Source organism: Anoxybacillus ayderensis (assembly GCF_000833605.1).
GTDB lineage: Bacteria > Bacillota > Bacilli > Bacillales > Anoxybacillaceae > Anoxybacillus > Anoxybacillus ayderensis.
Map to the genome: position 1 here is coordinate 285,015 of NZ_JXTG01000002.1, position 26,946 is coordinate 311,960.

31 protein-coding genes, 2 pseudogenes and 1 riboswitch are annotated in these 26,946 nt (G+C 42.5%); of the genes and pseudogenes, 29 read left to right on the top strand and 4 right to left on the bottom strand.

Features of this window, described 5'->3' with window-relative positions; all coding sequences use genetic code 11:
- Positions 1-184 precede the first annotated feature (184 nt).
- Positions 185-273: riboswitch (glycine riboswitch) on the top strand.
- Positions 274-411: 138 nt separating this feature from the next.
- From gcvT to gcvPB, 3 genes are read left to right on the top strand one after another with little or no spacing between them, the layout of a single operon-like run.
- Positions 412-1,506, top strand: a complete 1,095-nt coding sequence (gcvT, locus tag JV16_RS03755) for a glycine cleavage system aminomethyltransferase GcvT (RefSeq protein ID WP_021095227.1) — start codon at positions 412-414, stop codon at positions 1,504-1,506.
- A gap of 17 nt (positions 1,507-1,523) precedes the next feature.
- Positions 1,524-2,870 carry an aminomethyl-transferring glycine dehydrogenase subunit GcvPA gene (gene gcvPA, locus JV16_RS03760; RefSeq protein WP_021095228.1) on the top strand — a complete coding sequence of 449 codons (1,347 nt, stop codon included), beginning with the start codon at positions 1,524-1,526 and terminating at the stop codon, positions 2,868-2,870.
- Entirely contained in the window at positions 2,863-4,317 is a 1,455-nt protein-coding gene (gene gcvPB / locus JV16_RS03765; protein WP_042534311.1) for an aminomethyl-transferring glycine dehydrogenase subunit GcvPB, read from the top strand. The genes gcvPA and gcvPB overlap by 8 nt, the downstream gene beginning before the upstream one ends.
- Positions 4,318-4,348: 31 nt before the next feature.
- Here the strand turns inward: gcvPB and JV16_RS03770 are convergent, their stop codons facing one another.
- Positions 4,349-4,720, bottom strand: a complete 372-nt coding sequence (locus tag JV16_RS03770) for a rhodanese-like domain-containing protein (protein WP_009373925.1) — start codon at positions 4,718-4,720, stop codon at positions 4,349-4,351.
- A 125-nt stretch (positions 4,721-4,845) separates the two neighbouring features.
- On the opposite strand from JV16_RS03770, the gene JV16_RS03775 reads away from it, so the two are divergent.
- The 6 genes and pseudogenes from JV16_RS03775 (at position 4,846) to JV16_RS03800 (ending at position 11,327) form a co-directional block, all read left to right on the top strand.
- Positions 4,846-5,682, top strand: a complete 837-nt coding sequence (locus tag JV16_RS03775; RefSeq protein WP_021095230.1) for a lipoate--protein ligase family protein — start codon at positions 4,846-4,848, stop codon at positions 5,680-5,682.
- 159 nt (positions 5,683-5,841) lie between these two features.
- Positions 5,842-6,627, top strand: a pseudogene (locus tag JV16_RS03780) (ribonucleotide reductase N-terminal alpha domain-containing protein); the annotation flags it as partial.
- A 349-nt stretch (positions 6,628-6,976) separates the two neighbouring features.
- Positions 6,977-8,752 (top strand): annotated as a pseudogene (locus JV16_RS03785) (vitamin B12-dependent ribonucleotide reductase); the annotation flags it as partial.
- A 97-nt stretch (positions 8,753-8,849) separates the two neighbouring features.
- The gene (gene splB, locus JV16_RS03790) at positions 8,850-9,875 is read left to right on the top strand and encodes a spore photoproduct lyase (protein WP_021095233.1); all 1,026 of its coding nucleotides are present in this window, start codon (positions 8,850-8,852) and stop codon (positions 9,873-9,875) included.
- 69 nt (positions 9,876-9,944) lie between these two features.
- Entirely contained in the window at positions 9,945-10,373 is a 429-nt protein-coding gene (gene mntR / locus JV16_RS03795; protein ID WP_009373920.1) for a transcriptional regulator MntR, read from the top strand.
- Positions 10,374-10,448: 75 nt separating this feature from the next.
- Complete coding sequence (locus JV16_RS03800; RefSeq protein WP_021095234.1) at positions 10,449-11,327, top strand: patatin-like phospholipase family protein; 879 nt, start codon at positions 10,449-10,451, stop codon at positions 11,325-11,327.
- Positions 11,328-11,339: 12 nt separating this feature from the next.
- Here the strand turns inward: JV16_RS03800 and JV16_RS03805 are convergent, their stop codons facing one another.
- The gene (locus JV16_RS03805) at positions 11,340-11,681 is read right to left on the bottom strand and encodes an SA1362 family protein (RefSeq protein ID WP_021095235.1); all 342 of its coding nucleotides are present in this window, start codon (positions 11,679-11,681) and stop codon (positions 11,340-11,342) included.
- Between the two features lie 19 nt (positions 11,682-11,700).
- The gene (locus tag JV16_RS03810; protein ID WP_021095236.1) at positions 11,701-12,630 is read right to left on the bottom strand and encodes a DUF1385 domain-containing protein; all 930 of its coding nucleotides are present in this window, start codon (positions 12,628-12,630) and stop codon (positions 11,701-11,703) included.
- Positions 12,631-12,745: 115 nt separating this feature from the next.
- Here JV16_RS03810 and JV16_RS03815 point away from each other — a divergent pair, with 115 nt between their 5' ends.
- From JV16_RS03815 to efp, 4 genes are read left to right on the top strand one after another with little or no spacing between them, the layout of a single operon-like run.
- Complete coding sequence (locus JV16_RS03815; RefSeq protein ID WP_042534314.1) at positions 12,746-13,309, top strand: YqhR family membrane protein; 564 nt, start codon at positions 12,746-12,748, stop codon at positions 13,307-13,309.
- A 38-nt stretch (positions 13,310-13,347) separates the two neighbouring features.
- The gene (gene aroQ / locus JV16_RS03820) at positions 13,348-13,794 is read left to right on the top strand and encodes a type II 3-dehydroquinate dehydratase (protein ID WP_009373912.1); all 447 of its coding nucleotides are present in this window, start codon (positions 13,348-13,350) and stop codon (positions 13,792-13,794) included.
- A gap of 2 nt (positions 13,795-13,796) precedes the next feature.
- A complete protein-coding gene (locus JV16_RS03825; protein WP_021095238.1) occupies positions 13,797-14,858 on the top strand; it encodes a M24 family metallopeptidase in 1,062 nt (353 codons plus the stop codon).
- 18 nt (positions 14,859-14,876) lie between these two features.
- Positions 14,877-15,434 carry an elongation factor P gene (gene efp / locus JV16_RS03830; RefSeq protein WP_004889583.1) on the top strand — a complete coding sequence of 186 codons (558 nt, stop codon included), beginning with the start codon at positions 14,877-14,879 and terminating at the stop codon, positions 15,432-15,434.
- 72 nt (positions 15,435-15,506) lie between these two features.
- Here efp and JV16_RS03835 read toward each other — a convergent pair whose 3' ends face one another.
- Positions 15,507-15,989 (bottom strand): GNAT family N-acetyltransferase, encoded by a 483-nt coding sequence (locus JV16_RS03835; protein WP_021095239.1) that lies wholly within the window; start codon positions 15,987-15,989, stop codon positions 15,507-15,509.
- Between the two features lie 273 nt (positions 15,990-16,262).
- On the opposite strand from JV16_RS03835, the gene JV16_RS03840 reads away from it, so the two are divergent.
- The 16 genes from JV16_RS03840 (at position 16,263) to JV16_RS03915 (ending at position 26,945) form a co-directional block, all read left to right on the top strand.
- Positions 16,263-16,535 (top strand): YqhV family protein, encoded by a 273-nt coding sequence (locus JV16_RS03840; RefSeq protein ID WP_021095240.1) that lies wholly within the window; start codon positions 16,263-16,265, stop codon positions 16,533-16,535.
- Positions 16,536-16,548: 13 nt separating this feature from the next.
- Positions 16,549-17,472: a stage III sporulation protein AA gene (gene spoIIIAA / locus JV16_RS03845; protein ID WP_021095241.1), complete on the top strand. Its 924-nt coding sequence runs from the start codon at positions 16,549-16,551 to the stop codon at positions 17,470-17,472.
- Entirely contained in the window at positions 17,473-17,985 is a 513-nt protein-coding gene (gene spoIIIAB, locus JV16_RS03850) for a stage III sporulation protein SpoIIIAB (protein ID WP_021095242.1), read from the top strand.
- 15 nt (positions 17,986-18,000) lie between these two features.
- A complete protein-coding gene (gene spoIIIAC / locus JV16_RS03855) occupies positions 18,001-18,207 on the top strand; it encodes a stage III sporulation protein AC (RefSeq protein WP_004889589.1) in 207 nt (68 codons plus the stop codon).
- Between the two features lie 18 nt (positions 18,208-18,225).
- On the top strand, positions 18,226-18,615 hold the full coding sequence (gene spoIIIAD, locus JV16_RS03860) for a stage III sporulation protein AD (protein ID WP_026011550.1): 390 nt from the start codon (positions 18,226-18,228) through the stop codon (positions 18,613-18,615).
- Between the two features lie 4 nt (positions 18,616-18,619).
- Complete coding sequence (gene spoIIIAE / locus JV16_RS03865) at positions 18,620-19,780, top strand: stage III sporulation protein AE (RefSeq protein WP_021095243.1); 1,161 nt, start codon at positions 18,620-18,622, stop codon at positions 19,778-19,780.
- Between the two features lie 16 nt (positions 19,781-19,796).
- Positions 19,797-20,366 carry a stage III sporulation protein AF gene (gene spoIIIAF / locus JV16_RS03870; protein WP_021095244.1) on the top strand — a complete coding sequence of 190 codons (570 nt, stop codon included), beginning with the start codon at positions 19,797-19,799 and terminating at the stop codon, positions 20,364-20,366.
- Between the two features lie 6 nt (positions 20,367-20,372).
- Positions 20,373-20,939 (top strand): stage III sporulation protein AG, encoded by a 567-nt coding sequence (spoIIIAG, locus tag JV16_RS03875; RefSeq protein WP_021095245.1) that lies wholly within the window; start codon positions 20,373-20,375, stop codon positions 20,937-20,939.
- Positions 20,940-20,951: 12 nt separating this feature from the next.
- Positions 20,952-21,515, top strand: coding sequence for a SpoIIIAH-like family protein (locus tag JV16_RS03880; RefSeq protein ID WP_021095246.1), 564 nt, complete (start codon positions 20,952-20,954; stop codon positions 21,513-21,515).
- A 190-nt stretch (positions 21,516-21,705) separates the two neighbouring features.
- Entirely contained in the window at positions 21,706-22,206 is a 501-nt protein-coding gene (gene accB, locus JV16_RS03885; protein ID WP_021095247.1) for an acetyl-CoA carboxylase biotin carboxyl carrier protein, read from the top strand.
- A 13-nt stretch (positions 22,207-22,219) separates the two neighbouring features.
- Positions 22,220-23,572: an acetyl-CoA carboxylase biotin carboxylase subunit gene (gene accC, locus JV16_RS03890; protein WP_021095248.1), complete on the top strand. Its 1,353-nt coding sequence runs from the start codon at positions 22,220-22,222 to the stop codon at positions 23,570-23,572.
- A gap of 21 nt (positions 23,573-23,593) precedes the next feature.
- Positions 23,594-23,989, top strand: a complete 396-nt coding sequence (locus JV16_RS03895; RefSeq protein ID WP_021095249.1) for an Asp23/Gls24 family envelope stress response protein — start codon at positions 23,594-23,596, stop codon at positions 23,987-23,989.
- Positions 23,990-24,110: 121 nt separating this feature from the next.
- Entirely contained in the window at positions 24,111-24,497 is a 387-nt protein-coding gene (gene nusB, locus JV16_RS03900; protein WP_021095250.1) for a transcription antitermination factor NusB, read from the top strand.
- A gap of 23 nt (positions 24,498-24,520) precedes the next feature.
- Positions 24,521-25,372 carry a bifunctional methylenetetrahydrofolate dehydrogenase/methenyltetrahydrofolate cyclohydrolase FolD gene (gene folD / locus JV16_RS03905; RefSeq protein WP_021095251.1) on the top strand — a complete coding sequence of 284 codons (852 nt, stop codon included), beginning with the start codon at positions 24,521-24,523 and terminating at the stop codon, positions 25,370-25,372.
- 14 nt (positions 25,373-25,386) lie between these two features.
- Positions 25,387-26,736: an exodeoxyribonuclease VII large subunit gene (gene xseA, locus JV16_RS03910; protein WP_021095252.1), complete on the top strand. Its 1,350-nt coding sequence runs from the start codon at positions 25,387-25,389 to the stop codon at positions 26,734-26,736.
- A complete protein-coding gene (locus JV16_RS03915; RefSeq protein WP_009373880.1) occupies positions 26,733-26,945 on the top strand; it encodes an exodeoxyribonuclease VII small subunit in 213 nt (70 codons plus the stop codon). The genes xseA and JV16_RS03915 overlap by 4 nt, the downstream gene beginning before the upstream one ends.
- Position 26,946 lies beyond the last annotated feature (1 nt).

Here is a 26,946-nt window from a genome sequence, read left to right on the forward strand (position 1 = left end):
GTATCCCTCATTTTCCGAACATTTTCGTTTGAAATAAAAAAGAATTTACGTATTTTATTTATAAAAAGATGTTGCGACAAAAGAGAAGTTATAAGATAATAAAAAACGTAAGAAAGTTTATAAAATTGTTTTATTAAGTTCTTACATGTAGTGTGGCTCAAGAACGACAATTGTATACGGGCGGATGAGAACAAGGGGAGAGACTACGGAATGTAGCGCCGAAGGAGCAAGTGGCAACACGAATCTCTCAGGCAAAAGAACTCTTGTTTGACGCAGCTCTGGAGAGCGTTCACGAATGTGAACCACCCACGAGGACACCTATTACAGGGAAACTTTCAGGTGAAAGGACAGAGACTACCATATGACAATATGGGGGTCGTCTGTCTTTTTTTATGAACAAGGAGGGAGCATATGTTAAAAAGAACACCGCTATTTCCTCTGTATGCAGAGTATGGCGCAAAAACGATTGATTTTGGCGGTTGGGAGTTACCCGTGCAATTTTCTAGCATTAAAGAAGAACATGAAGCCGTACGGACGCGGGCAGGATTGTTTGATGTGTCGCATATGGGCGAGTTTGAAGTGAAAGGAAAAGATAGCCTTGCCTTTTTACAAAAAATGATGACAAACGATGTCGCAAAATTAACAAATGGTCGCGCCCAATATACGCTTATGTGCGATGAAGACGGTGGAACAGTTGATGATTTACTTGTTTATAAAAAAGGAGACGATCATTACCTTCTTGTTGTCAATGCCGCAAATATTGAAAAAGATTTTGCATGGCTTGAAGCGCATGTAGTGGGGGATGTTGAACTTGTCAATATTTCAAACGATATTGCGCAATTGGCACTACAAGGGCCGCTTGCGGAAAAAGTGTTGCAACGATTGACGACTGTTGATTTATCTAACATGAAATTTTTCGCTTTTGCCGATCACATCGATGTCGCAGGCGTTCAAGCGCTCGTGTCGCGGACAGGATATACAGGAGAAGACGGGTTTGAGCTGTATTGCCGAGCAGAAGATGCCCAAACGCTTTGGCGAGCGATTTTAGAGACAGGAAAAGAAGACGGAGTGCTTCCGTGCGGGCTCGGTGCGCGCGATACACTTCGTTTTGAAGCGTGCTTGCCGCTTTATGGGCAAGAATTGGCGAAAGACATTACGCCAATCGAAGCAGGGCTTGGATTTGCAGTTAAAACGAATAAAGACGTTGACTTTTTCGGAAAAGAAGTATTGAAAAAACAAAAAGAAGAAGGAACAACACGTAAACTTGTCGGCATTGAAATGATCGACAAAGGCATTCCGCGTCACGGATATGCGGTATATGTAAACGGTGAGCAAGTTGGTGTTGTGACGACAGGAACTCAGTCGCCAACGCTTAAAAAAAATATCGGCCTAGCACTGATTTCTACAGCGTATTCTCCCCTTGATACAGAAGTAGAAGTAGATGTTCGCGGGAAACGACTAAAAGCGAAAGTAGTGGCAACGCCGTTTTATAAACGCACAAAATAATGTGAGGAGAGAGAGTTATGCTTCATCGTTATTTGCCAATGACGGAAGAAGATAAGCAACAAATGTTAGAAACGATTGGTGTGCAATCGATTGATGAACTGTTTTCTGATATTCCAGAAAGCGTTCGTTTTCAAGGCGAATACAACATTAAGCCAGCAAAATCAGAACCGGAACTAATGAAAGAATTAATGGCATTAGCCGCAAAAAATGCCGATATGAAGACATATACCTCATTTTTAGGAGCTGGGGTGTATGATCATTACATCCCGACGATTGTTGACCATGTCATTTCACGTTCCGAATTTTATACAGCGTATACGCCATATCAGCCAGAGATTTCCCAAGGGGAATTGCAAGCAATTTTCGAGTTTCAAACGATGATTTGTGAGCTGACGGGCATGGATGTTGCCAACTCGTCGATGTATGATGGTGGAACAGCGTTAGCGGAAGCAGCGTTGTTAAGCGCAGCGCATACGAAAAAGAAAAAAATATTATTATCAAACGCAGTGCATCCGGAATATCGTGATGTCGTGAAAACGTACGCAAAAGGACCGGGGCTTGAAGTGGTAGACATACCGTATAAAAATGGTGTAACGGATCTTGACGCTCTTCAAGCAGAAATGAATGAAGATGTCGCATGCGTCATTGTGCAATATCCAAACTTTTTCGGACAAATCGAACCGCTAAAAGAAATTGAACCAATCGCTCATGCGCATAAAGGGATGTTTGTTGTCGCAAGCAATCCGCTTGCGTTAGGTGTATTAACACCACCAGGTCAGTTCGGTGCAGACATCGTCGTTGGCGATGCGCAACCGTTTGGCATTCCAGCCCAATTCGGTGGTCCACATTGCGGTTATTTTGCGGTGAAATCGGCGCTCATGCGCAAAATTCCAGGGCGTCTCGTCGGACAAACGACGGATGAAGAAGGGCGACGCGGCTTTGTTTTGACGTTGCAAGCGCGTGAACAACATATTCGCCGCGACAAAGCGACGTCAAATATTTGCTCGAACCAAGCGTTAAATGCGCTCGCCGCATCGGTGGCGATGACCGCGCTCGGCAAAAAAGGTGTAAAAGAAATGGCGACGATGAATATTCAAAAAGCGCATTATGCAAAAGAAGCGTTCGTCAATCATGGATTTGATGTCGTATTTACAGGACCGTTTTTCAACGAGTTTGTTGTTCGACTGAACAAGCCCGTAGCGGAAGTAAATAAAAAGCTGTTGGAAAAAGGGATCATCGGCGGCTACGATCTCGGGCGCGATTATCCAGAACTGCAAAACTGCATGTTAATTGCGGTCACAGAATTGCGCACGAAAGAAGAAATCGACACGCTTGTGAAAGAATTGGGGGATTGTCATGCATAAAGATCAACCGCTTATTTTTGAATTAAGCAAGCCAGGACGAATCGGATATAGCTTACCAGCACTAGACGTACCAGCAGTCGATGTTGCACAAGTCGTTCCAACCGATTACATTCGGCAAGAAGCACCGGAGCTTCCTGAAGTGTCAGAGCTTGACATTATGCGTCATTATACAGCGCTATCAAAGCGTAACCACGGGGTTGATTCCGGCTTTTATCCGCTTGGATCTTGTACGATGAAATACAATCCGAAAATAAATGAAAACGTTGCTCGCTTCGCTGGATTTGCCCACATTCATCCGCTTCAGCCGGGAGAAACGGTGCAAGGGGCGCTTGAATTAATGTATGACTTACAAGAGCATTTAAAAGAAATTACCGGCATGGATGCGGTGACGTTGCAGCCAGCCGCTGGTGCGCATGGAGAATGGACAGGACTGATGATGATTCGCGCCTACCATGAAGCAAACGGCGACTACAATCGCACAAAAGTCATTGTCCCTGATACGGCGCACGGAACAAATCCTGCGTCGGCAACAGTTGCCGGGTTTGAAACGGTGACGGTGAAATCGACGGAAGAAGGGCTTGTCGATTTAGACGATTTACGCCGCGTCGTCGGTTCAGATACAGCCGCGCTTATGCTCACAAACCCAAATACGCTCGGTCTTTTTGAAGAAAATATTTTAGAAATGGCAGAAATCGTGCATGCCGCAGGTGGAAAGCTGTATTACGACGGGGCAAACTTAAATGCGGTGTTAAGCAAAGCACGCCCTGGCGATATGGGCTTTGACGTCGTGCACTTAAACCTTCATAAAACGTTTACTGGTCCGCATGGCGGCGGTGGCCCTGGGTCTGGTCCAGTTGGTGTGAAGGCGGATCTTATTCCATTTTTACCGAAACCGACGGTGGAAAAGGGAGAAGATGGATACTATTTCGACTATGACAGACCAAAAGCGATCGGCCGCGTGAAGCCGTTTTATGGCAACTTCGGCATTAACGTTCGCGCCTATACGTATATTCGTTCGATGGGGCCAGACGGCTTAAAAGCAGTGACAGAGTATGCGGTATTAAACGCTAACTACATGATGCGTCGCTTAGCGGAATATTACGACTTGCCATACAACCGTCATTGCAAGCACGAGTTTGTCCTATCAGGAAAGCGGCAAAAGAAATTGGGTGTGCGCACGCTTGATATTGCAAAGCGCTTGCTTGACTTCGGCTACCATCCGCCGACGATTTACTTCCCATTGATTGTCGAAGAGTGCATGATGATCGAACCGACGGAAACGGAGTCAAAAGAAACGCTCGATGCGTTCATTGATGCGATGATCCAAATTGCGAAAGAAGCGGAAGAAACGCCGGAAATCGTCCAAGAAGCACCGCATACAACGGTCGTCAAACGATTGGATGAAACGACGGCGGCCCGCAAACCGATTTTGCGTTATCAGAAATAAAAAAAGGTGCCAGGCGTTTTGGCTTGGCACCTTATTTTTTCTTCACCTTTCCTGTCCACATTTTAAATCCACCTTTTAAGTGGTAAAGGTCGCGATATCCTTTTCGGTAAAGCATTTGTGCCGCACGGCCGCTGCGAAGTCCGCTTTGGCAATATAAATAAATCGGCTGGTCTTTACGCAATTCTTTCATGCGTAAACGCAGTTGTGAAAGTGGAATGTTACGTGCTCCTAAAATGTGACCGGCAGCGTATTCATCTGGTTCGCGAACGTCGATGAGTTGCGCTTTTCGATAACCTGCGCGGAACTCTTCTTCCGTAAGCGTTTTAACGACTCGCTTTTGGTAAAAGTATGTAATTACCGCGTACACAATGATTGCTCCGAGAATAATAAGAACTGTCGTCATGCTTACCCTCCTTTTTCATCGTTGCCACGTCTATTATATAAATGTTTCGTCCAAGAAGCAAAGCATTTTCCATTGACTTATTATGTTTGCTACACTATAAAATGATAGAGGAAAGGGTGGAGTAGATGGAAAAAGAAGTATGGCGATTTATCGACTCAGGCAATTGTTCCCCAGCGTTTAATATGGCGCTTGATGAAGCGTTGTTAGAATGGCATAGTGAAGGACACTTTCCACCGACCATTCGGTTTTACGGTTGGAACCCACCGACGCTTTCGATCGGCTATTTTCAAAAAGTCGAAAAAGAGATCGATATGGATGCAGTAAAAAAATACGGACTTGGCTTTGTGAGACGCCCAACAGGCGGACGTGGTGTGCTTCATGATAAAGAGTTAACGTATAGCGTTATCGTATCAGAAGCGCATCCAGCTATGCCGCAGACGGTGACGGAAGCGTATCGCGTCATTTCACAAGGCATTTTGGAAGGATTTCGTTTCCTTGGGCTTGATGCGTATTTTGCTGTTCCAAAAACAGAAGAAGAAAAAGCGGATTTAAAAAATCCGCGCTCGGCTGTTTGTTTTGACGCACCGTCTTGGTATGAGCTCGTTGTCGAAGGAAGAAAAGTGGCAGGAAGCGCCCAAACGCGACAAAAAGGGGTCATTTTACAACATGGCTCGATTTTATTAGACTTAGATGAAGAGATGCTTTTTAGCTTGTTTAAGTATCCGAACGAACGAGTGAAAGAGCGGTTGCGACAAAATTTTAAAAACAAAGCGGTCGCAATCAATGAGCTAACCGATCGAAAAGTGACGATCGATGAGGCGAAAGAAGCATTTTTCAAAGGATTTGAAAAAGGTTTAAACATTCAGTTGGAACGATATGAATTAACCGATGATGAGCGGCTGTACGTTCAGCAACTAGCGAGAAATAAATATGAAACAGATGAATGGAATTTTAAAAGGTAAATTTTCCTCTTGACAAATAAAAAACACTTGACTTAATTATCAATATGTAGTATGGGTTTTGTAAAAAAACATACTACATATTGATTTTTTTATTGATTATTGTTGTCGATATATGGTAGTTTAATGTAGTAAGATTATGTTGGAAGAGGAGAGGTAAACATGACGGTTGCGTTTTCTGAAAAAATGACGGTGAATGTGGACAAGTTGAATGAAGACATTCGCCTATTTCCACAAGTGCACCCGATTACTCCTGAGATGCACATTACATATAAGGGTGTGTCGCGCTTAGTGATGCTTGATCGCTATTCGTTTAAAGATACGGAAAAGTTGACGCTAAGCGTCGGGGATTTTGTCGTTTTAACAGTGAAGGAAGATCCGAAGTTTCCGGCGCGTGGGCTTGGGTTTATTGTCGAGTTGGATTGGGAGAGTAAAAAAGCACACGTGCTTGTGGAAGAAGAATATCGCCATGTGTTAGAAGGGGACGAGGCGAAAACAGGCATTGTCGTTCGTTCTCTTGATGTTATTGAAAAACCATTAGAAATTTATTATGAGCAAATTGCAAAGCGGAACGCAACCGGGCTAGCCGCTGTTGAGCAAACGGAAGAAAAACGGCAAGAGTGGTTCGAAAAGTTTTATGAACAGCTTGTCAGTCTAAATTTCGTTCCAGCAGGGCGCGTATTATATGGAGCAGGTTCTGGAACAGAAGTGACGTACTTCAACTGCTACGTCATGCCATTTGTGAAAGACTCGCGTGAAGGTATTTCTGAACATCGCAAACAAGTGATGGAAATTATGAGCCGCGGTGGCGGTGTCGGAACGAACGGTTCTACCCTTCGTCCACGCAATACACTCGCGCGCGGAGTAAATGGAAAATCGTCCGGTTCAGTGTCATGGCTTGACGACATTGCAAAACTGACCCATCTTGTCGAACAAGGTGGCTCCCGTTAACAAAACGCCATCGGCGGGAGTAAAATCTCGTGAATTGCTGGAACACCCTAAAGCCAATTGAACCACAACGTAGCTGGCAACGGCAAGCGTGACGGTGTAAAAATCAATTGGATGGAACAATGGGCGACCAGCAGCCAAGCATCTCTGGAAACGGAGATGAAGGTTCAGAGACTATCGAAACTTCCTGATTTGAAAATGGAAGGAGTAGACCATCATATTCGGTGACGAGATGATGGGGCACGAGACAAAGAGGCTTCCTCTTTGATGAGATAGTCCGATCTCTAGTGAAAGCTAGAGAGTGTGGCAGAAATGACCACACCCACTCAAATGAGTGAGTAACAAATTGCGTGGCGCCCAAATGATTATGTTGGCCGATTGGCACCCGGACATTATTGAATTCATTATTTCGAAAATGCAAAATCCACGCATTTTGCGCTATTTGCTTGAAAATACAGAAGATGAAGGCATTCAAAAAGCAGCGAAAGAAAAACTAAAGTTTACACCGCTTACTGAACAAGAGCGCGCGATGTATCAAGGAATTGTTAACTACAAAAACATCCCAGGATACGGCGGCTTTTCAGAAAAAATTATTAAAGACGCGGAAGAAAAGTTGCGGACAGGCGGAACGTATAGCGTGCACAATCCGGACTTTTTAACAGGGGCGAACATTTCCGTTTGCTTAACAAAAGAGTTTATGCAGGCAGTAGAAAACGATGAAGAATACGAATTGCGCTTTCCAGATGTTGAAACGTACTCGGAAGAAGAAATGCGCATCTACAACGAAAAATGGCATGAAGTCGGCGATGTGCGTGAATGGGAGAAAATGGGCTATCGCGTTCGCGTCTACCGGAAAATTCGCGCGCGCGAGCTATGGAAGCTCATTAACATTTGCGCAACGTATTCCGCCGAACCAGGCATTTTCTTTATCGACAACGCCAACGACATGACGAACGCAAGAGCGTACGGACAAAAAGTTGTCGCAACAAATCCGTGTGGTGAGCAGCCCCTCGCACCTTATTCTGTGTGCAATTTAGCTGCAATTAATTTGGCGAATATGGTCGATAAAGAAAAGAAAGTTGTGGATTATGAAAAATTAAAGCGGACGGTTGAAGTCGGTGTCCGCATGCAAGATAACGTTATTGACGCAACCCCGTACTTCCTTGAGGAAAATAAAAAACAAGCGCTTGGGGAGCGCCGCGTCGGTCTTGGCGTCATGGGACTAGCGGATTTGCTTATTTATTGCGAAAAAGAGTACGGTTCGGAAGAAGGAAATCAGTTAGTTGACGAGCTGTTTAAAACAATTGCGACAACGGCGTATCGTGCGTCGATTGAGCTTGCGAAAGAAAAAGGAAGCTTTCCGTTTTTAGTTGGTGAAACAGAAGAAGAAACGATGAAATTGCGTGAAGCGTTTATTCACACCGGTTATATGAAAAAAATGCCGGACGATATTCGCCAAGATATTTTAAAATACGGCATTCGCAACTCGCATTTATTAACGGTTGCTCCGACTGGATCCACAGGGACCATGATCGGCGTGTCCACAGGACTCGAACCATATTTTTCCTTTTCTTATTATCGAAGCGGCCGTCTAGGTAAGTTTATTGAAGTGAAGGCGGATATCGTTCAAGAATATTTAGATAAACATCCAGAAGCAGATCCGAACAACTTGCCGCATTGGTTTGTAACCGCGATGGATTTATCGCCAGAAGCGCATGCGGATGTACAATGCATTATTCAACGTTGGGTCGATTCAAGCCTCTCGAAAACGGTGAATGCACCGCGCGGCTATACGGTCGAGCAAGTGCAAAAAGTGTACGAGCGTTTATGGCGAGGTGGTGCAAAAGGTGGAACAGTCTATGTTGACGGTAGCCGTGATGCGCAAGTATTAACATTAAAAGCAGAAGAACATGCGGTCGAAGAGCAGCTAGAGCTTCTGCCAGAAGAACCGAAAAAGCGAGCTGTTGCGCTTGTTGAAACGATCCCAGATTTACGCGCAACGGACGTCACAATCGGTTCGGAAGTCGGAAACATTTGTCCAGTATGCCGTGAAGGAACGGTCGAAGAAATCGGTGGCTGCAACACGTGCACAAGTTGCGGTGCCCAATTAAAATGTGGCTTATAACGTAAAAAGGGACGGGAAAACCCGTTCCTTATTTTATTACAAAAATTGTATTTCATCACCTCATGCGAATAAACCATACTAACATTGAGGTGATTGTATGAAGCCATTTATTCCTCAGCTTGTTTATTTTGAGCCCGAAGCGCTGAATTATCCGCTCGGTAAAGAGCTATATGAAAAATTTACGAATATGCATATCGACATTCGCGAAACGACATCGCATAACCAAGTGCGCGGCATTCCGGGAGATAACGAGCTTCAGCAATATCGCAACGCAAAATCAACGCTTGTTGTCGGTGTTCGGCGCACATTAAAATTCGATACGTCTAAACCGTCCGCCGAATATGCGATTCCTCTTGCGACGGGGTGCATGGGGCATTGTCATTATTGTTATTTACAGACGACGCTTGGAAGCAAGCCTTACATTCGTGTGTACGTCAATCTGGATGATATTTTCGCTCAAGCGAAAGCATATATTGATGAACGCGCTCCAGAAATTACGCGCTTTGAAGCAGCTTGTACGTCCGATATTGTCGGCATCGACCATTTGACACATGCTTTAAAAAAAGCGATTGAATTTATTGGAGCGACGGAATATGGTCGGCTCCGTTTTGTTACAAAATATGAACATGTCGATCATTTGCTTGATGCAAAACATCATGGAAAAACACGCTTTCGTTTTAGCGTCAATTCACGGTATGTTATTCAAAACTTTGAACCGGGGACGTCTTCGTTTGACGCACGGCTAGAGGCGGCGCGAAAAGTGGCGCATGCTGGCTATCCGCTCGGATTTATCGTCGCTCCGATTTATATGCATGACGGTTGGGAAGAAGGATATTTTGAGCTGTTTGAACGACTGAATACAAATTTGCAAGGCATCGACTTAACGGATTTAACGTTCGAATTAATCCAACATCGCTTCACTAAACCGGCGAAAACAGTTATTCAAAAACGATATCCGAAAACGAAGCTCGATCTTGACGAAACGAAACGAAAATATAAATGGGGACGATACGGCATCGGGAAATATGTGTATCAGGATGAAGAGGCGAATCGGTTAAATGACACGATTCGCTCGTATATTGCACAATTTTTTCCCGAAGCGACAATTGAATATTTTACGTAAATAGTTGTCATGCTTGGTAAACATGTTATAATCATAATGATTGCGGATGTTTGTTTAGGAGGGGAACGTATGCCAACACCAAGCATGGAAGATTATATTGAACAAATTTATATATTGATCGAAGAAAAAGGATACGCTCGCGTGTCAGATATTGCTGAAGCGTTATCTGTTCATCCCTCCTCTGTGACAAAAATGGTTCAAAAGCTTGATAAAGACGAATATTTAGTATATGAAAAGTATCGCGGGCTTGTGCTTACTCCAAAAGGAAAAAAAATCGGTAAACGACTCGTGTATCGTCATGAGTTGCTTGAACAATTTATGCGTCTCATTGGCGTCGATGAAGAAAACATTTATCGCGATGTTGAGGGAATCGAACATCATTTGAGCTGGAACGCGATTGACCGCATCGGTGACTTAGTACAATACTTTGAGGAAGATCGGTCACGTCTTGAAGCGCTTCGCAACATTCAAAAGCAAAACGAGCAAGAACAGGCATAAACGCTTGTTCTTTTTTGTTTTTTTATGCTCAATCTCTCCCATTTTTCATACATATATGGCGAGGGAGGGAAGGGCATGGAGATTGACGGTGTGTTTTCTGGTGGAGGAGTCAAAGGTTTTGCGTTAATTGGAGCATATGAGGCGATCGAAGAAAAAGGTTTTCGTTTTAAACGGCTTGCTGGTACGAGCGCAGGGGCGCTTATTGCTTCGTTTATTGCGGCGGGATTTACAAGCAAGGAAATTGTGGACATGATCGAAGAAATGAATTTAATGGACTTTCTCGATGAGAGACATACAATCATCCCGTATGCATGGTTAAAATGGCTCGTCCTTTATTGGAAAATGGGGTTATATAAAGGAGAAAAGCTCGAACGATGGATCGCAGAGCAGTTAAGTAAAAAAGGTGTGTACACGTTTGCTGATTTGCCGCATGAACGATTGCGCGTCGTCGCTTCCGATTTAACGAATGGGACGATGCTTATTTTGCCAGATGATTTGCCGAAATACGGCATTGATCCTCTCCGCTTTTCCGTCGCAAAAGCAGTAAGAATGAGCGTCGGCATTCCTTATTTTTTTGAGCCTGTACAGTTAAAGACAGATGAAGGAAAGCATATTGTCGTTGATGGCGGCTTACTAAGCAATTTTCCGATTTTTTTATTTGATGAAGAGCGAAAAAAGCGGCCTGTTCTAGGCATCAAACTAAGTGCAAGACAAGCGCAAAAAGCAAAAAAGAAAATTAATAATGCCATTGATTTGTATGAAGCGTTGTTTCAAACGATGCGCGAGGCGCACGATGAACGATACATTTCGCGCCGCCATGAAAAAAATATCATTTTTCTGCCTGTCAAACATGTCGTTGCCACCGATTTCTCAGTAACGGATGAAGAAAAAAAGAAGCTCATTTCGTTTGGAAAAGAGCGCACCAAACAATTTTTAAAAACGTGGACGTATTAAAAAAAAATCGGGTTAAAAAGAAGCCCGATTTTTTTTCTTTCCTTTTTTTCCTTCAATGACTGTTAAATGAGTAGCGTGCTTTTTCTTTAAAGCGGTTGGGCGCGGTTGTTTTTTCGACGTCGGCTTCGTTTTCTGGTGGTGGAGCTTTTTCGATTGTTTTACCGCTTTTTGATACGAACGACTAAAGCTTTGTCTTTGTATCCATTTATATATGCCATAAAAGACAGCTGCGACCAATCCGATGAGAAACACTTGTTTTAACAACTGCATCGGATCGTTCCATAGACGATAAGAAAACCCAACAATAGCGAACACAATAAGCAAAGTGATAAGCGGGAATGGGCGCCGACGCAATCGATCCACCTCCTTTATGTTACACCACTTCTTCTTGCTCGTTCGTCGCTTCTCCCTCTAACTCAAGCAAACGTTGAAATGATGCGATAGCTACTTCCACTTGATCGTCAGTCGGTTCTTTCGTTGTTAATAGTTGTAGCCATAAACCAGGATAGCCTAACCAACGCAACACAGGAACATGCCGCAACGCGTTTGTTAGTTGTAATACTTCAAAAGACAATCCTAGTACAACTGGAATAAGTGCTAGTCTGTTTAGCACGCGCACCCAAAGCGGTTCGGTCGGGACGAACATGTAAACGAATACGCCGATGATGACAGTAAATAAAATGAAGCTGCTGCCACAACGATAATGAAGGCGAGATTGTTGTTGTACATGTTCAACCGTCAACGGTAAACCATTTTCGTACGCATTAATTACTTTATGTTCCGCTCCGTGATATTGAAACAATCGTTTAACAAGTGGCGTGAGCGAAATAAAGTAAATATAACCTAAAAGTAAAAGAAGTTTAAAACATCCTTCTACAAGTATTTGAGCTGTGTCCGATGGGAAAATCGGTCTCGTTAATTCAGCCAAAAATACAGGAATAAGGGTAAAAATAAATTTGCCGAATAGAAACGACAACACGCCGATCAGTGCAACACCTAAAATCATCGTCCATTTGGACGGGGTTTCAGCTTGTAGCGTCTCATCTTCGTTCGGATCGAGATCATATCGTTCGCTCGAAAATTGTAAATGTTTCGATCCGTTCGCACTTGCTTGAATAATGGCAAAAATGCCGCGAAGAAACGGAATTTTTTTAAATGAAGCAAGCGTTTTGTTTGTTTCGCGTGGAACGTGAAAATACTCAATCGAACCGTCTTTGCGGCGAATGGCCGTGACGGAATGATTGCGTCCAGCAAACATGACACCTTCAATGACCGCTTGCCCACCGTATACGTTTTTGCTCATAAGAAGACACCAACCTATTTTCTTTTTTCTTATATTCTACAAGAAAACGATAAAAACCTCTAGGTCGATGTATTGTTTGTATTTGTATTGTTTCCAAAAATGAGAAACGATACACATGAGATCCAACATTTTGGACAAGATAAAAACGGAGGTGATTACTGTGCAAACGAAAACAAAACAAGACGCACAACTTGAACAAAACAAAAGAGAAAAACCAATGCCCGTTTTAGCAAAAGTCGCGTTGATCGGTTTTATTGGGGGCGTGTTCTGGAGCTTCCTTGCATATTGTGCTTATTTTTTTCATTTTACAGAAGTGGCGCCAAATTTTATTTTGCAACCGTGGGCGATCGGTGATTGGAAAAACGGGGCGCTCGGTCAGGCGATTGCCATTTTGTTCATTGGGCTCGCTTCGGTCATTGCTGCGCTTCTGTACTACGCTTTCTTAAAAAATCGTCAAGGCATTTGGCCGGGGGTTGCTTTTGGCATCGGGCTATGGGTGCTTGTTTTTTACGTATTAAATCCGATTTTTCCGCAATTAAAAGCTGTTCCACAACTTGAGCGAAATACAATTGTAACGACGGTATGCTTTTACATTTTATATGGGATGTTCATCGGTTATTCCATTTCGTTTGAAGTTGCAGAGATGAGGCGACAAAAACAGGTCGATGTGGTAAAATAACCATATGTATTTTCATCAGTAAAGGGGGGAGAGGGGGAATGGTTCGATTCCTCCTTTTAAACGGTCCGAACTTAAATCGTCTCGGTATGAGAGAGCCGCACATTTATGGGCATACGACACTTGCCCAACTAGAAAAACAGTTAACGGAATTTGCTAGTGAATATGGGGCGGAGTTAACGTGCTATCAAAGCAATTATGAAGGGGCGTTAATTGACCAAATTCATCGGGCGGAATCGTTATATGACGGGATCATTTTCAATCCTGGGGCGTTTACGCATTACAGCTATGCATTGCGTGATGCAATCGCAAGCGTACAGACGCCAGTCATTGAAGTACATATTTCAAACATTCATGCAAGAGAGGCGTTTCGTCATCAATCTGTTTTAGCTCCGGTGACAGCAGGGCAAATTGTCGGACTTGGTATAAACGGATATCGGTTGGCGATTTTAGCGTTGCTTGATATGGTTGAAGGGAAGGGGAAATAACATTGGATAAAGTACAAAAACTTCGTGCGCAATTTGCTGAGCACGGCATTGATGGATTTCTTATTACAAACGAATATAACCGTCGCTATATGACAAATTTTACAGGAACAGCTGGTGTCGTTTTAATTAGCGAAACAGATGCTGTATTTATTACAGATTTTCGCTATGTCGAACAAGCGACAAGACAAATTGAAGGATATGAAATTGTGCAACATACGCAAACGCTCATTGAAGAAGTAGCAAAACAAGTTGAGCGATTAGGCATTCAAAAGCTTGGATTTGAGCAAGACGATCTTTCATATGCAACGTTCTCATCATACGAAAAAGCGCTCAAAACAACGCTTATTCCGGTTTCCGGTGCGGTTGAAAAGTTACGCTTGATTAAGTGTGAAGCAGAGATTAAGATATTAAAGGAAGCAGCCGAGATTGCCGATGCCGCCTTTCGTCATATTCTCGATTTTATTCGCCCAGGTGTCCGTGAAATAGACGTGGCAAATGAGCTAGAATTTTTTATGCGTAAACAAGGGGCGACAAGTTCATCATTTGACATCATCGTTGCATCCGGTGTGCGCTCAGCGTTGCCACATGGAGTAGCGACAGAGAAAGTCATTGAAAAAGGGGAGCTCGTCACGCTTGATTTTGGCGCATATTATAAAGGGTACTGCTCCGACATCACGAGAACCGTTGCGGTTGGCGAAGTAAGCGATGAGTTGAAACGCATATACGATGTCGTGTTACAAGCCCAGCTTCGTGGTGTCGAACATATTCGTGCAGGAATGACAGGGCGAGAGGCAGATGCGCTCACACGCGATTACATTTCTGCTTGCGGATTTGGTGAGTATTTCGGGCATTCCACAGGTCATGGACTCGGCATGGAAGTGCACGAAATGCCGGCGCTGTCGATGCGTTCGGATACTGTGCTACAGCCGGGGATGGTTGTGACGGTCGAACCAGGCATTTACATAGCAGGATTAGGCGGTGTTCGCATTGAAGATGACATCGTTATTACAGAAAACGGCAATGAGCGGCTCACTCTTTCACCAAAAGAACTCATTACTTTATAGACGTAGGAGGAAATGAACATGATTTCAGTAAACGATTTTCGTACAGGCTTAACGATTGAAGTTGACGGTGACATTTGGCGTGTTATTGAATTCCAACATGTGAAACCAGGAAAAGGAGCGGCGTTCGTTCGTTCCAAACTTCGCAACTTGCGCACTGGCGCGATTCAAGAAAAAACGTTCCGCGCGGGTGAAAAAGTAAACAAAGCGCAAATCGACAACCGTAAAATGCAATATTTATATGCAAACGGCGATCAACATGTATTCATGGATATGGAATCGTACGAGCAAATCGAACTTCCTGCAAAACAAATTGAGCATGAATTAAAGTTTTTAAAAGAAAACATGGAAGTATTTATTATGATGTATCAAGGCGAAACGATTGGGGTCGAGTTGCCAAACACAGTTGAGTTAAAAGTTGTTGAAACAGAGCCAGGCATTAAAGGGGATACAGCATCTGGCGGTTCAAAACCAGCAACGTTAGAAACGGGTCTTGTCGTTCAAGTTCCGTTCTTCGTCAACGAAGGCGATGTATTAATTATTAACACAACAGATGGCACATACGTATCACGTGCGTAATGGAAAATCGTAAAAAGAAGGAAATTCAGCTTGTTGACATAGTCAACAAGCTGAATTTCGTATATGGGATATTTAAAGTTTTAACACCATTCGGATCGTTTTTAACACATGACCATCAAATTCCTCATCAAACTCTTTCACAGCTTCAAAACCTTTAGCTTCATAAAAGGTTCTTCCGATTTGATTATCTTTTTCAACATTTACATAAATTTCATTTACACCGTTTATTTGCATCCCTTTTTGTAATAAGGCTGAGCCGATTCCCCTGCCTTGTTGTTCTGGATGAACATAAATAGCCCATAATTCAACCTTTCCATCTTCTCTCACTGAAGAAAAATTAGCAAATCCTACAATGTTATTTTCTACTTCAGCTACAAAAAGAGTAGAGTGTTGTAATCGTTGTTTCATTCGCTCGTCGCTGTAAGCCGATTTTAAAAAATTTTCTTGCACATCTGAAGGAATAACACCCTCGTAAGTAGCATTCCAAGTTATTTTCGCTATATCTTGAACTTGTTTTATATCTTCTTGTTTCATTTTACGAATGATGTATGACATCTTTAGCGTTCCTTTCAATATTTTATTTCACATGTTATTCAGTGTTCTAAATTGCTCGATTAAACCTATTAGCAATTTTACCATAAATTTGTTCAAATGTTTGTGCTTTTTCAAATAATTCTTCTTTTTAGGAAAAATAGAGAGTCACTATTATTGTATGATTTATCCTTTTTATCTGCAAACATATTTCCTGATGAATTTTTCCTTTCTATACTTCTGAATTCGCTTGTTTCAGCATACGTTGTACTAGCACCGTTGTACAAGGAGGATGCGATGAAAATTGATGCAACTGTTTGGACGATGGCGAGTTTACGTTTTTTATCTGCGGCCATTGAATTATGTGCAGCGATTGTCATGTTGTCGCTCAATGATGTAAAAAAAGCGATTGCGGTCAATACATTGCTTGCTGTCGTTGGTCCGACCATTTTTTTAGTCGTTATGATGATTGGTCTTGTTGCAGTGGCAAACGAGCTGTCATTGTTTAAGCTCGTATGGATTGGTGCTGGGGTTGTATGTATATTAATCGGTATTTATGTCGTGAAATGAGGGAGGGAAGAGGATGAAAGCGGTGTTTGATCTGTTGCCTAAGGGGATCGTTCATGCGATTCAATCATTGCCTATCGCTTCTCAATTTACGATTGAAGAAATTCGCATTCGTATTGAACGACCGCTTGAAGTCATTGCTGGTGGGAGATCGTACATATGTCCGCATGTCGTACAAATGGGAGAAGGAATCGAACTATTAAATAAATTAAGCCAATATTCTCTCTACACAATCGAAGAAGAGCTGAAAAAAGGCTACATTACTATTCAAGGTGGACATCGCGTTGGTTTAGCTGGAAAAGTGATTGTAGAAGACGGAAAAGTAAAAGCGATTCGACATATTACATCGTTCAATATTCGAATGGCTCGGCAGCAAATCGGCATGGCTGTTCCCCTTCTCCCTTATTTATACGATGGACGATGGCTCAATACGATGATTATCGGGGCACCACAAACAGGAAAAACAACGCTCCTTCGTGATATTGCACGCATCGTCAGCAGCGGGGTGACAGATCGGCGTATTGCTCCTCAAAAAGTTGGCATCGTCGATGAACGATCAGAAATTGCCGGCTGTGTCAAAGGCATTCCGCAATTTACATTCGGCTATCGCGTCGATGTGCTCGATGCATGCCCGAAAGCGGAAGGGATGATGATGATGATTCGTTCGATGAGCCCGGACGTTTTAATTGTTGATGAAATTGGAAGTGAAGCGGATTGTACGGCCATTTTGGAAGCGGTGCATGCAGGAGTTGGCTTATTTATGACAGCGCACGGTCGCCATATGGCTGACGTCGTGAAACGTCCAGCGCTGCGTCCGATTATGGAACAAGCTATATTTGAACGATTTGTTGAATTAACAAATGTCGGACGTCCAGGAACGATTCAAGCGATTCGTGATTCACATGGGCGCGATATATATCGAAAGATGGGCGTGATGTGAATGAAATGGATTGGAGCGATATGTATTATATTAGCAACGACATGGTCAGGATTTGAAGCGTCGCGACTTTTAAGAGAACGCACAAAACAGTTGCGCCAATTAAAAATGGCGTTGCAGTCGTTGGAAGCAGAAATTATGTACGGGCATACACCGTTAATGGACGCTTCCCTTCGATTATCACAGCAACTATCGCGACCGTTATCATGGTTGTTTGAATCGTTTGCGCATAAGTTGCAAAAAGGAACGATGAACGCTCGCCAAGCGTGGGAAGAAAGCTTGCATGAAGTATGGAAAATGACCGCCTTAAAAGAAGGAGAGTTTGAGATTATGAAACAGTTTGGCGAGACGCTTGGACAGTACGATCATGAAATTCAACAAAATTACATTCGTTTAACGATGGTGCATTTAGAGCGAGAAGAAGGAGATGCCATGGAAAAACAGCAACGGTATGAAAGAATGATGAAAAGTTTAGGGGTATTAACAGGCATTCTCATCGTGCTTTTACTCATATAGAGGAGGACATTCAAAATGGGTGTTGACGTAGATTTAATTTTTCGCATTGCTGGCGTAGGCATTGTTGTTGCGTTTTTGCATACCGTTTTAGAAGGATTTGGGAAGAAGGAATATGCTCAATGGGTGACGCTGCTAGGATTTATTTATATTTTGTTTTTAGTCATTTCGATCGTTCAAGATTTATTTCAAAAAATTAAATCTGTTTTTTTGTTTCAAAGTTAGGAGGGAGTACCCATTGATATTTTACAAATTGTCGGGCTTGGGCTTATCGCCACGTTTTTAGTAACGATTTTAAACGAACATAAATCGAATATTTCACTTTTGCTGACCGTTTTTGTCGGAACAGTTATTTTTTTATTTTTAATTGATCGCATTCAAGACATTTTTCGCATGGTTCAAACGTTAGCAAATGAAGCGCACGTTCAAACGGTATACGTTGAAACGATATTAAAAATTATTGGCATCGCATATATTGCTGAGTTTGGTGCACAAATTTCTAAAGATGCCGGGCAAGGAGCGATTGCTGGAAAAATTGAACTAGGTGGAAAGATTTTAATTTTAGCAATGGCCATCCCAATTTTAACAGCTCTTATTGAAACGATTTTAAGCTTTCTTCCGATGAAGGGGTGATGACATGAGGCGCGCTCCCATTTTATTTTTCTTTCTCCTTTTTTTCTTGCCTTCCGTTGTACAAGCATCACCGCCAACAAATGAATTCGTCAAACAACAAGCTGAACAAGTTGGGGTTGAATCGATTAAACAATATTGGGATCATATCGTTCAACAGTATGGAGGGTTATTGCCTGAAAGTCAAAAAGGATCTTTTTGGCAGTTTATAAACGGTGAGAAACAACTATCGCTCAGTGAATGGTTGCAGGCGTTTATGAAATTTTTATTGTACGAGCTGATGGCAAACGGAAAATTGCTTGGCACACTGATTTTATTAACGGTATTTAGTTTATTTTTACAATCGCTACAAAACGCGTTTTCACATCATGCTGTCAGCAAAGTCGCACATGCGGTTGTTTATATGGTGCTGATGATTATTGCGTTAAACAGCTTTCACGTTGCTGTCACGTACGCAAAGGAAGCCATTCAGACGATGACGAGTTTTATGATCGCTCTTTTACCGATTTTACTTGCGCTTATGGCGTCATCAGGCGGCGTTGTATCCGTAGCTTTTTTTCATCCGATTGTGTTGTTTTTTATGAATATCACAGGAACGATCATTGAACATTTTTCATTGCCGCTTCTATTTTTAGCAACGATTTTAAGCATTGTTAGTTTATTGAGCGAACATTATAAAGTAACAAAATTAGCAGATTTGTTGCGCAACATTAGCATCGGTTCACTTGGTGTGATGCTCACCATTTTTTTCGGTGTATTGTCCGTTAAGGGAGCGACAACAGCTATTGCCGATGGGATTGCGATACGAGCCGCTAAATTTGTGGCAGGAAACTTTATTCCGATTATCGGGCGAATGTTTACGGATGCGGCAGATACAGTTGTGACCGCTTCCGTCTTATTAAAAAATACAGTCGGCTTGTTCGGTGTCACTTTATTGCTTCTTATTGCCGCGTTTCCAGCGATCAAAATTTTAGTCATCGCTCTCATTTATCAGCTAGCTGCTGCGATATTGCAACCGATGGGGGGAGGCATCGTCATTTCCTGTTTGAGCGTAATTAGCAAAAGCATGATGTATGTACTCACCGCCCTCGTGATTGTATCGCTTATGTTTTTTTTAAGCATGACAGTTATTATTGCAGCAGGAAATTTAACGATGATGGTTCGCTGAAAGGAGAATAGACGTTGTGGGACTGTTGACTGAGTGGATTTCCCATATCATTACATTCATCTTGCTCGCCGTTGTCATTGAACTCATTTTGCCAAACGGTTCATTTCAAAAATACGTCAAGATGGTTGTCGGTTTATTGTTTATTTTCATTTTATTTTCTCCGCTTCTTCGGTTATTTCATGGGGATGTAAATACATGGTTTGCCTCAATTCAGCAACAACAACATGCAACGCTTGAAAATGACATTGAAAAAAAGAAAAAAGAAATACAAGCCTCACAACGTGCATATATTTTAGAACAAATGGCTGTCCAGCTAAAGAACATAGCGGCTGAGGAGTTGATGCGCACATATGGTTTAACGGTGACGGACATTTCATTAACAATTGGGGAGTCGGAACAAATCCCCCCTCAGATTGAGGCGATTACGGTGGAGTTAGCAGAAGAAACGACTTCTGTTGTTAAACCGATTCGCATTCCATCTTCGCCGTCGATTACAGAAAAACACGACGACATTGCCCGCTTTTTAGCACAAATGTGGGGAGTAGATCCACAGATGATTACGATTCATCTTGAAAGGAGGGAGTAGGGAGGGGTGAAACAATGGATTGAAAAAAACTTACTGATTGCCATTCTTTTAGCCATCGGCTTATCATTTATGATCTTTGGCAATGTGTTCAACTTTTCGCCAGCAAAACGCGTTCAACAAGAAACAACTCAAACTGTATTTCGTCAAACAGATGAAGACAAAAAATTAAAGCAAATTGCAGACTATGAAGAGCGATATGAACAACAATTAAAAGAAGCGCTTGAAGCGATTGTTGGCGTTGGTGAAGTGAAAGTGATCGTCAATGTCGATGCAACGGAACAAAACGTACTCGAAAAAAATGTAACCGTTCAGAAAAAACGAACGATGGAAGAAGATAAAGAAGGTGGAAAACGTCAAATTGAAGATGAATCAACAGACGAAAAAATCGTGATCGTACGCAAAGGGGACGGAGAAACACCGCTCGTTTTACAAACGAAAAAGCCAGACATTCGTGGTGTGCTTGTTGTGGCAAAAGGAGCCGATCAAGTACAAGTGAAAAAATGGATTGTCGAAGCAGTGACGCGAACGTTGAACGTTCCGAGCCATCGCGTCGCTGTTTTACCAAAAAAGTAAGGGGGAGAACATATGTTGAAAAAGCAAACGGTTTGGTTATTAACAATGTTTAGTTTAGTTGTCGTTTTATCGGTGTATTATGTCACAAGCCCTCAAGTGACAGAACAAGTGGCATTTGAGCAAAAAGAGGAAGCAAACAATGAAAAGGACTTAAAACCAACGGATGAAGCAATGAAAGAAGAAGTTGCCAACGGAGAAGAAGTGACAGTTGAACAAACGAATACAGCAAGCGATGATTTATTTACAGCCCTTCGCCTTGAAATTGAAGATGAACGAAGCAAGTTGCGCCAAGAGTTGAATGCGATTGTCGCTTCCAATAACGTATCTGCGGAAGAAAAAAGTAAAGCGATCGATCAATTACAACAACTATCGAATATTGCAGAAAAAGAAGCGGTGCTAGAAACGTTAATTAAATCGAAAGGATACGACGATGCGCTTGTTCGTGTCCATGAAAATCAAGTGCATATTACAGTGAAAGCAAAAGAACATTCGAAAAAAGCAGCGAACGAAATTATTCAGCTCGTTCAAAGCGAGATCGGCCGCGTACAAGATGTAGCTGTTCGTTTCCAAAAATAACCGGTTGCCCGGTTATTTTTTTTCGGTTGAAAACGAATTTTATAATACTATATAATAATAATTGTTTTTATGACCAGATATAAATTTTCTAACATTTTCTTATCATTTTATTGAATAATGGAAAAGGTGTGTCGTATCATGGTATTGTATAATCTTTTTCTACAAATGATGGGGCGAGGGGTGTAAGTCAATGTTGAAAATCCAAGAAATTCGCGAATTAATCCGATTAGTAAACGAGTCAAACATTGTTGAGTTCGTCTATGAACATGATGGCTCAAAAATTAAAATGAAAAAAGCTGGAGCAACGGAACAAGTTGTTGTTGCTACACCAAAAGTAGACGTGCCGCAAACAGCTGTTGTTCAACAACAAGCACCGGTGGCACAAGTTGTTGAAAAGGTAGAAGTGAAAGAAGAAGTAAAGCCGGAAAAACAAGTTGTTGCAACAGAAAACTTACATACAATTACATCGCCGATGGTCGGTACGTTTTATGCAGCGCCATCACCAGACGCTGCACCGTACGTGAAAATTGGTGATAAAGTGAAAAAAGATACAATTGTATGTATTGTTGAAGCGATGAAGTTGTTTAATGAAATTGAAGCAGAAGTCGATGGAGAAATTGTAGAAGTGCTTGTGAAAAACGGCCAGCTCGTTGAATATGGACAACCTTTATTCCTTGTGAAGCCTGAATAAAGGAGCGATAGTTATGATAAAAAAATTGTTAATTGCCAATCGTGGGGAAATTGCTGTTCGGATTATTCGGGCGTGCAAAGAGCTTGGCATCGAGACGGTCGCTGTATTTTCTGAAGCGGATCGTGAAGCGCTTCATGTTCAAATGGCGGACGAGGCATATTGTATCGGTCCGAAAACGTCTAAAGAAAGCTATTTGAATTTTACAAATATGATGAGCGTGGCAACATTAACTCGGTGTGATGCTATTCATCCGGGATACGGATTTTTAGCTGAAAACGCAGACTTTGCTGAGCTTTGTCGGGAATGTAATGTAACGTTTGTCGGGCCGAGTCCGGAAGCGATTACAAAAATGGGAACGAAAGATGTTGCGCGTGAAACGATGAGACAAGCTGGGGTGCCGATCGTTCCCGGCTCGCAAGGAATTATTGAAAGTATCGATGAAGCGATTGCACTAGCGAATGAAATAGGGTATCCTGTTATTATTAAGGCAACCGCAGGTGGAGGCGGAAAAGGAATTCGCGTCGCTCGAGATGAGCAAGAGCTTAGAAAAGGAATTACGATTACGCAACAAGAAGCGGCCACTGCTTTTGGAAATCCGGGTGTATATATTGAAAAGTACATTGAAGATTTCCGACATGTTGAAATTCAAGTGTTAGCAGATTCATATGGAAACGTTATTCACCTCGGCGAGCGCGATTGTACAATTCAACGACGTTTACAAAAACTGTTGGAGGAAACACCATCTCCTGTGCTTGATGAAGAAATGCGTCAAAAGATGGGAGAAGCAGCTGTCAAAGCAGCGCAAGCTGTGCAGTATACGGGAGCAGGAACGGTCGAATTCATTTACGACTATCGCAATCGCCAATTTTACTTTATGGAGATGAACACGCGCATTCAAGTCGAACATCCAGTAACGGAAATGGTGACAGGTGTCGATTTAATTAAAGAGCAAATTCGTGTAGCATCAGGTGAGAAATTGACGTTGAAGCAAGAAGATGTCACGTTCAACGGTTGGTCTATCGAATGCCGAATTAACGCGGAAAACCCTGCGAAAAACTTTATGCCATCGGCCGGAAAAATACAAATGTACTTGCCGCCAGGTGGATTTGGAGTGCGGGTAGATTCAGCTGCTTATCCAGGCTATACGATTCCGCCATATTATGATTCGATGATCGCCAAACTGATCGTTCACGCACCGACGCGCGAAGAAGCGATTGCCCGCATGAAACGGGCTTTAAGTGAATTTGTTATTGAAGGAGTTCATACGACAATTCCGTTTCATTTAAAATTGCTTGATCATGAAAAATTTGTCGAAGGAAACTTTAATACAAAGTTTTTAGAAACATACGATGTAATGAACTCTTAATGATAAAGGAGGGAATCCGTTATGTCTGAACATGTATTAGAAATGGAAAACGGTCATAACAGCTTAGGGAAGGTAGAAATTGCACCGGAAGTGATTGAAGTCATCGCAGGGATTGCGGCGTCTGAAATTGAAGGGGTAGCGCAAATGCGCGGTAATTTTGCAGCAGGTGTCGTTGAGCGATTAGGGAAAAAAAATCACGGTAAAGGCGTAAAAGTCGACTTAACGGACCGCGGGATTGTCATTGACATTTATTGTGTAATGAATTTTGGCGTATCGATTCCGACGGTTTCGCAAAAAATTCAAGAAAACGTCCGCCAAGCATTGTTGACGATGACAGGATTAGAGACAGCGGAAGTGAACGTTCATGTTGTTGGCGTTCAATTCGAATCGTCCAAAGCAGAGGCAGAAGTCGAGTAAAGAAAAGGGGCAATCTCGTTTATGAGATCGCCCTTTTTCGATGGGTGAGTGTTTTCTTTCGTCGAAATGTGTTATGATCATGGTATAATTTTCGACATTACGAATAGAAAGGGTTTTGGTCATGAAACGGCATACAGCAAGAGAGAAAGCGTTGCAAGCATTGTTTCAAATTGACGTGGGAGGCATTGAACCACATGCGGCGATTGCAAACGTCGCTGAAGAAGAGACCGATCCATTTATGGAAATGCTTGTTTTCGGCGTGGTGGAACATCAAAAAGAAATTGACGACTTATTGCGTCAACATTTAGAAAAATGGACATTAGAGCGCGTGGCGAATGTCGATCGTTCCATTTTACGCATGGCTGTATTTGAAATGAAATATATGGATGACATCCCGTTCAATGTAAGCATGGATGAAGCGATTGAATTAGCAAAAGTGTTTGGCGATGAAAAATCAAGTCGCTTTATTAACGGCGTACTTGCGAAAATAAAAGAAACATTGTCTTAAACGAATAAGGGGGAGAAGGATTTATGGCAGCACAAATCATTAACGGTTTTGAACTAGCGAAAGAAAAACGCGCACAATTAGCAAAAGAAGTCGAGCAGTTAAAACAACAAGGCATTGAGCCTGCATTAGCGGTCATCCTCGTTGGAGATCATCCCGCTTCACAATCGTATGTAAAAGCGAAGCAAAAAGCATGTGAAGAAATTGGCATTCGTTCGATTTTACTTACTTTCCCAAACGACATATCTGAGGAGTTTTTGCTAGAGCAAATCGCTCGTTTAAACGAAGACCAATCGGTACACGGCATTTTAGTTCAATTGCCGCTACCAAAACAAATGAATGAACTACATATCATTGAAGCGATTGCACCAGAAAAAGATGTCGATGGGTTTCATCCGCTAAATATTGGACGAATGATGACGGGGCAGAAAACGTTTTTGCCTTGTACACCGTACGGCATTTTATATATGGTTCAATCTTTGCAAGTCGATATTGCGGGAAAACATGTCGTTGTTGTCGGTCGTAGCAATATCGTCGGTAAACCGGTTGGACAGCTGTTTTTACGTGAACACGCAACGGTCACATATTGTCATTCGCGCACAAACGATTTAGCGGCGATTACGCGTCAAGCGGATATTTTAATCGTCGCTGTCGGCAAACCGAAGCTCATTACATCACCATATGTGAAAGAAGGAGCAATTGTGATCGACGTTGGCGTCAATCGATTAGAAAGCGGAAAATTGTGTGGGGATGTCGATTTTGACGATGTAAAAGAAGTAGCAAGCTACATTACTCCTGTACCAAAAGGAGTTGGACCAATGACGATTACGATGTTGTTGCACAACACGATACAAGCTGCGCGGGAACTACATAAATAAGCGAGGTTATTTTTGTGGCAGAAATGAGATATGTAACAGTTGCAGCGTTAACGAAATATATTAAGCGGAAATTTGAAGTCGACCCTCATTTGCAAGATTTATGGATTAAAGGGGAAATTTCAAACTTTACATATCATTCGCGTGGGCATATGTACTTTACTTTAAAAGACGAACAAGCGCGCATTCAAGCGGTCATGTTTGCGGGATATAATCGACAGTTAACGTTTAAGCCGGAAAATGGAATGACTGTACTTGTCCGCGGTGAAATTTCTGTGTATGAGCCGAGCGGAACGTATCAAGTATATGTAAAAGAGATGCAGCCGGATGGTGTTGGCGCGCTGTATTTAGCGTATGAGCAATTAAAAAAGAAACTAGAACAAGAAGGATTATTTGCTAAGGAACATAAAAAGCCGATTCCGAAATTTCCGCAACATATTGGCGTGGTGACCTCGCCAACGGGAGCGGCCATTCGCGATATTTTAACGACGATTCGTCGCCGTTATCCGCTAGCGAAAGTCATTTTGTTTCCGACGCTCGTTCAAGGGGAACAAGCTCCGTTATCGATCGTTCAATCGATTCAAAAAGCGAATGACATCGGATATATCGACGTGCTCATCGTCGGTCGTGGTGGTGGGTCGATTGAAGAGCTTTGGGCGTTTAATGAGGAAATTGTGGCGCGGGCGATTTTTCATTCGCGCGTTCCGATTATTTCTGCTGTCGGACATGAAACGGATTATACGATCGCTGACTTTGTTGCCGATTTGCGAGCACCGACACCGACGGGGGCAGCAGAGCTTGCTGTGCCGCATGTCGCTGATTTGCTTTCGCGTGTATCGGACCAACAAGCTCGCCTCATTCGAGCGATGAAAGAGCGAATGAACGCGGAACAAAAACGGTTGCAATCGTTACGTTCATCGTATGCGTTTCGCTATCCGAAACGGTTATATGAACAAAAAGAACAACAGTTAGATATGCTAGTTGATCGATTGCAAAGACAAATGAACGATATGCTCAAACAAAAAGAACATAAGCTTCAACAATTGCAGCTTACGTTATTTGCTCATCATCCACAATCGCGAATCGAAAAAGCGGTCGATCGTGTCCGCACGTTAGAACAGACGATCGTTCGCTATATGAACGATATAATCAAACAAAAAAAATGGTCGCTTGCCACGGCGATGGCAAAACTCGATGCACTCAGTCCGCTAAAAATTATGGAGCGCGGATATAGCCTTGCATACGATGAGCAGGAAGCGCTCATTAAGACAGTGAAACAACTGCAAGAAGGGGATCGTGTTCATATCCGTTTTCAAGATGGACGTGCACATTGCATTGTTTCGAATATTGAGGAGGAAGAAGTATGACATTTGAGGAAGCGATGAGTAAACTTGAAGAAATTGTGCAAAAGTTAGAAGAAGGGGACGTTCCGCTAGAAGAAGCGATTCACTTTTTCCAAGAGGGGATGAAATTGTCGAAGTTTTGTCATGACAAACTACAACAAGTAGAAAAGCAAATGGAATTTATTTTACGAGAAGATGGACAGCTTGAACCGTTTACGGTGCAGGAGGAGTAAA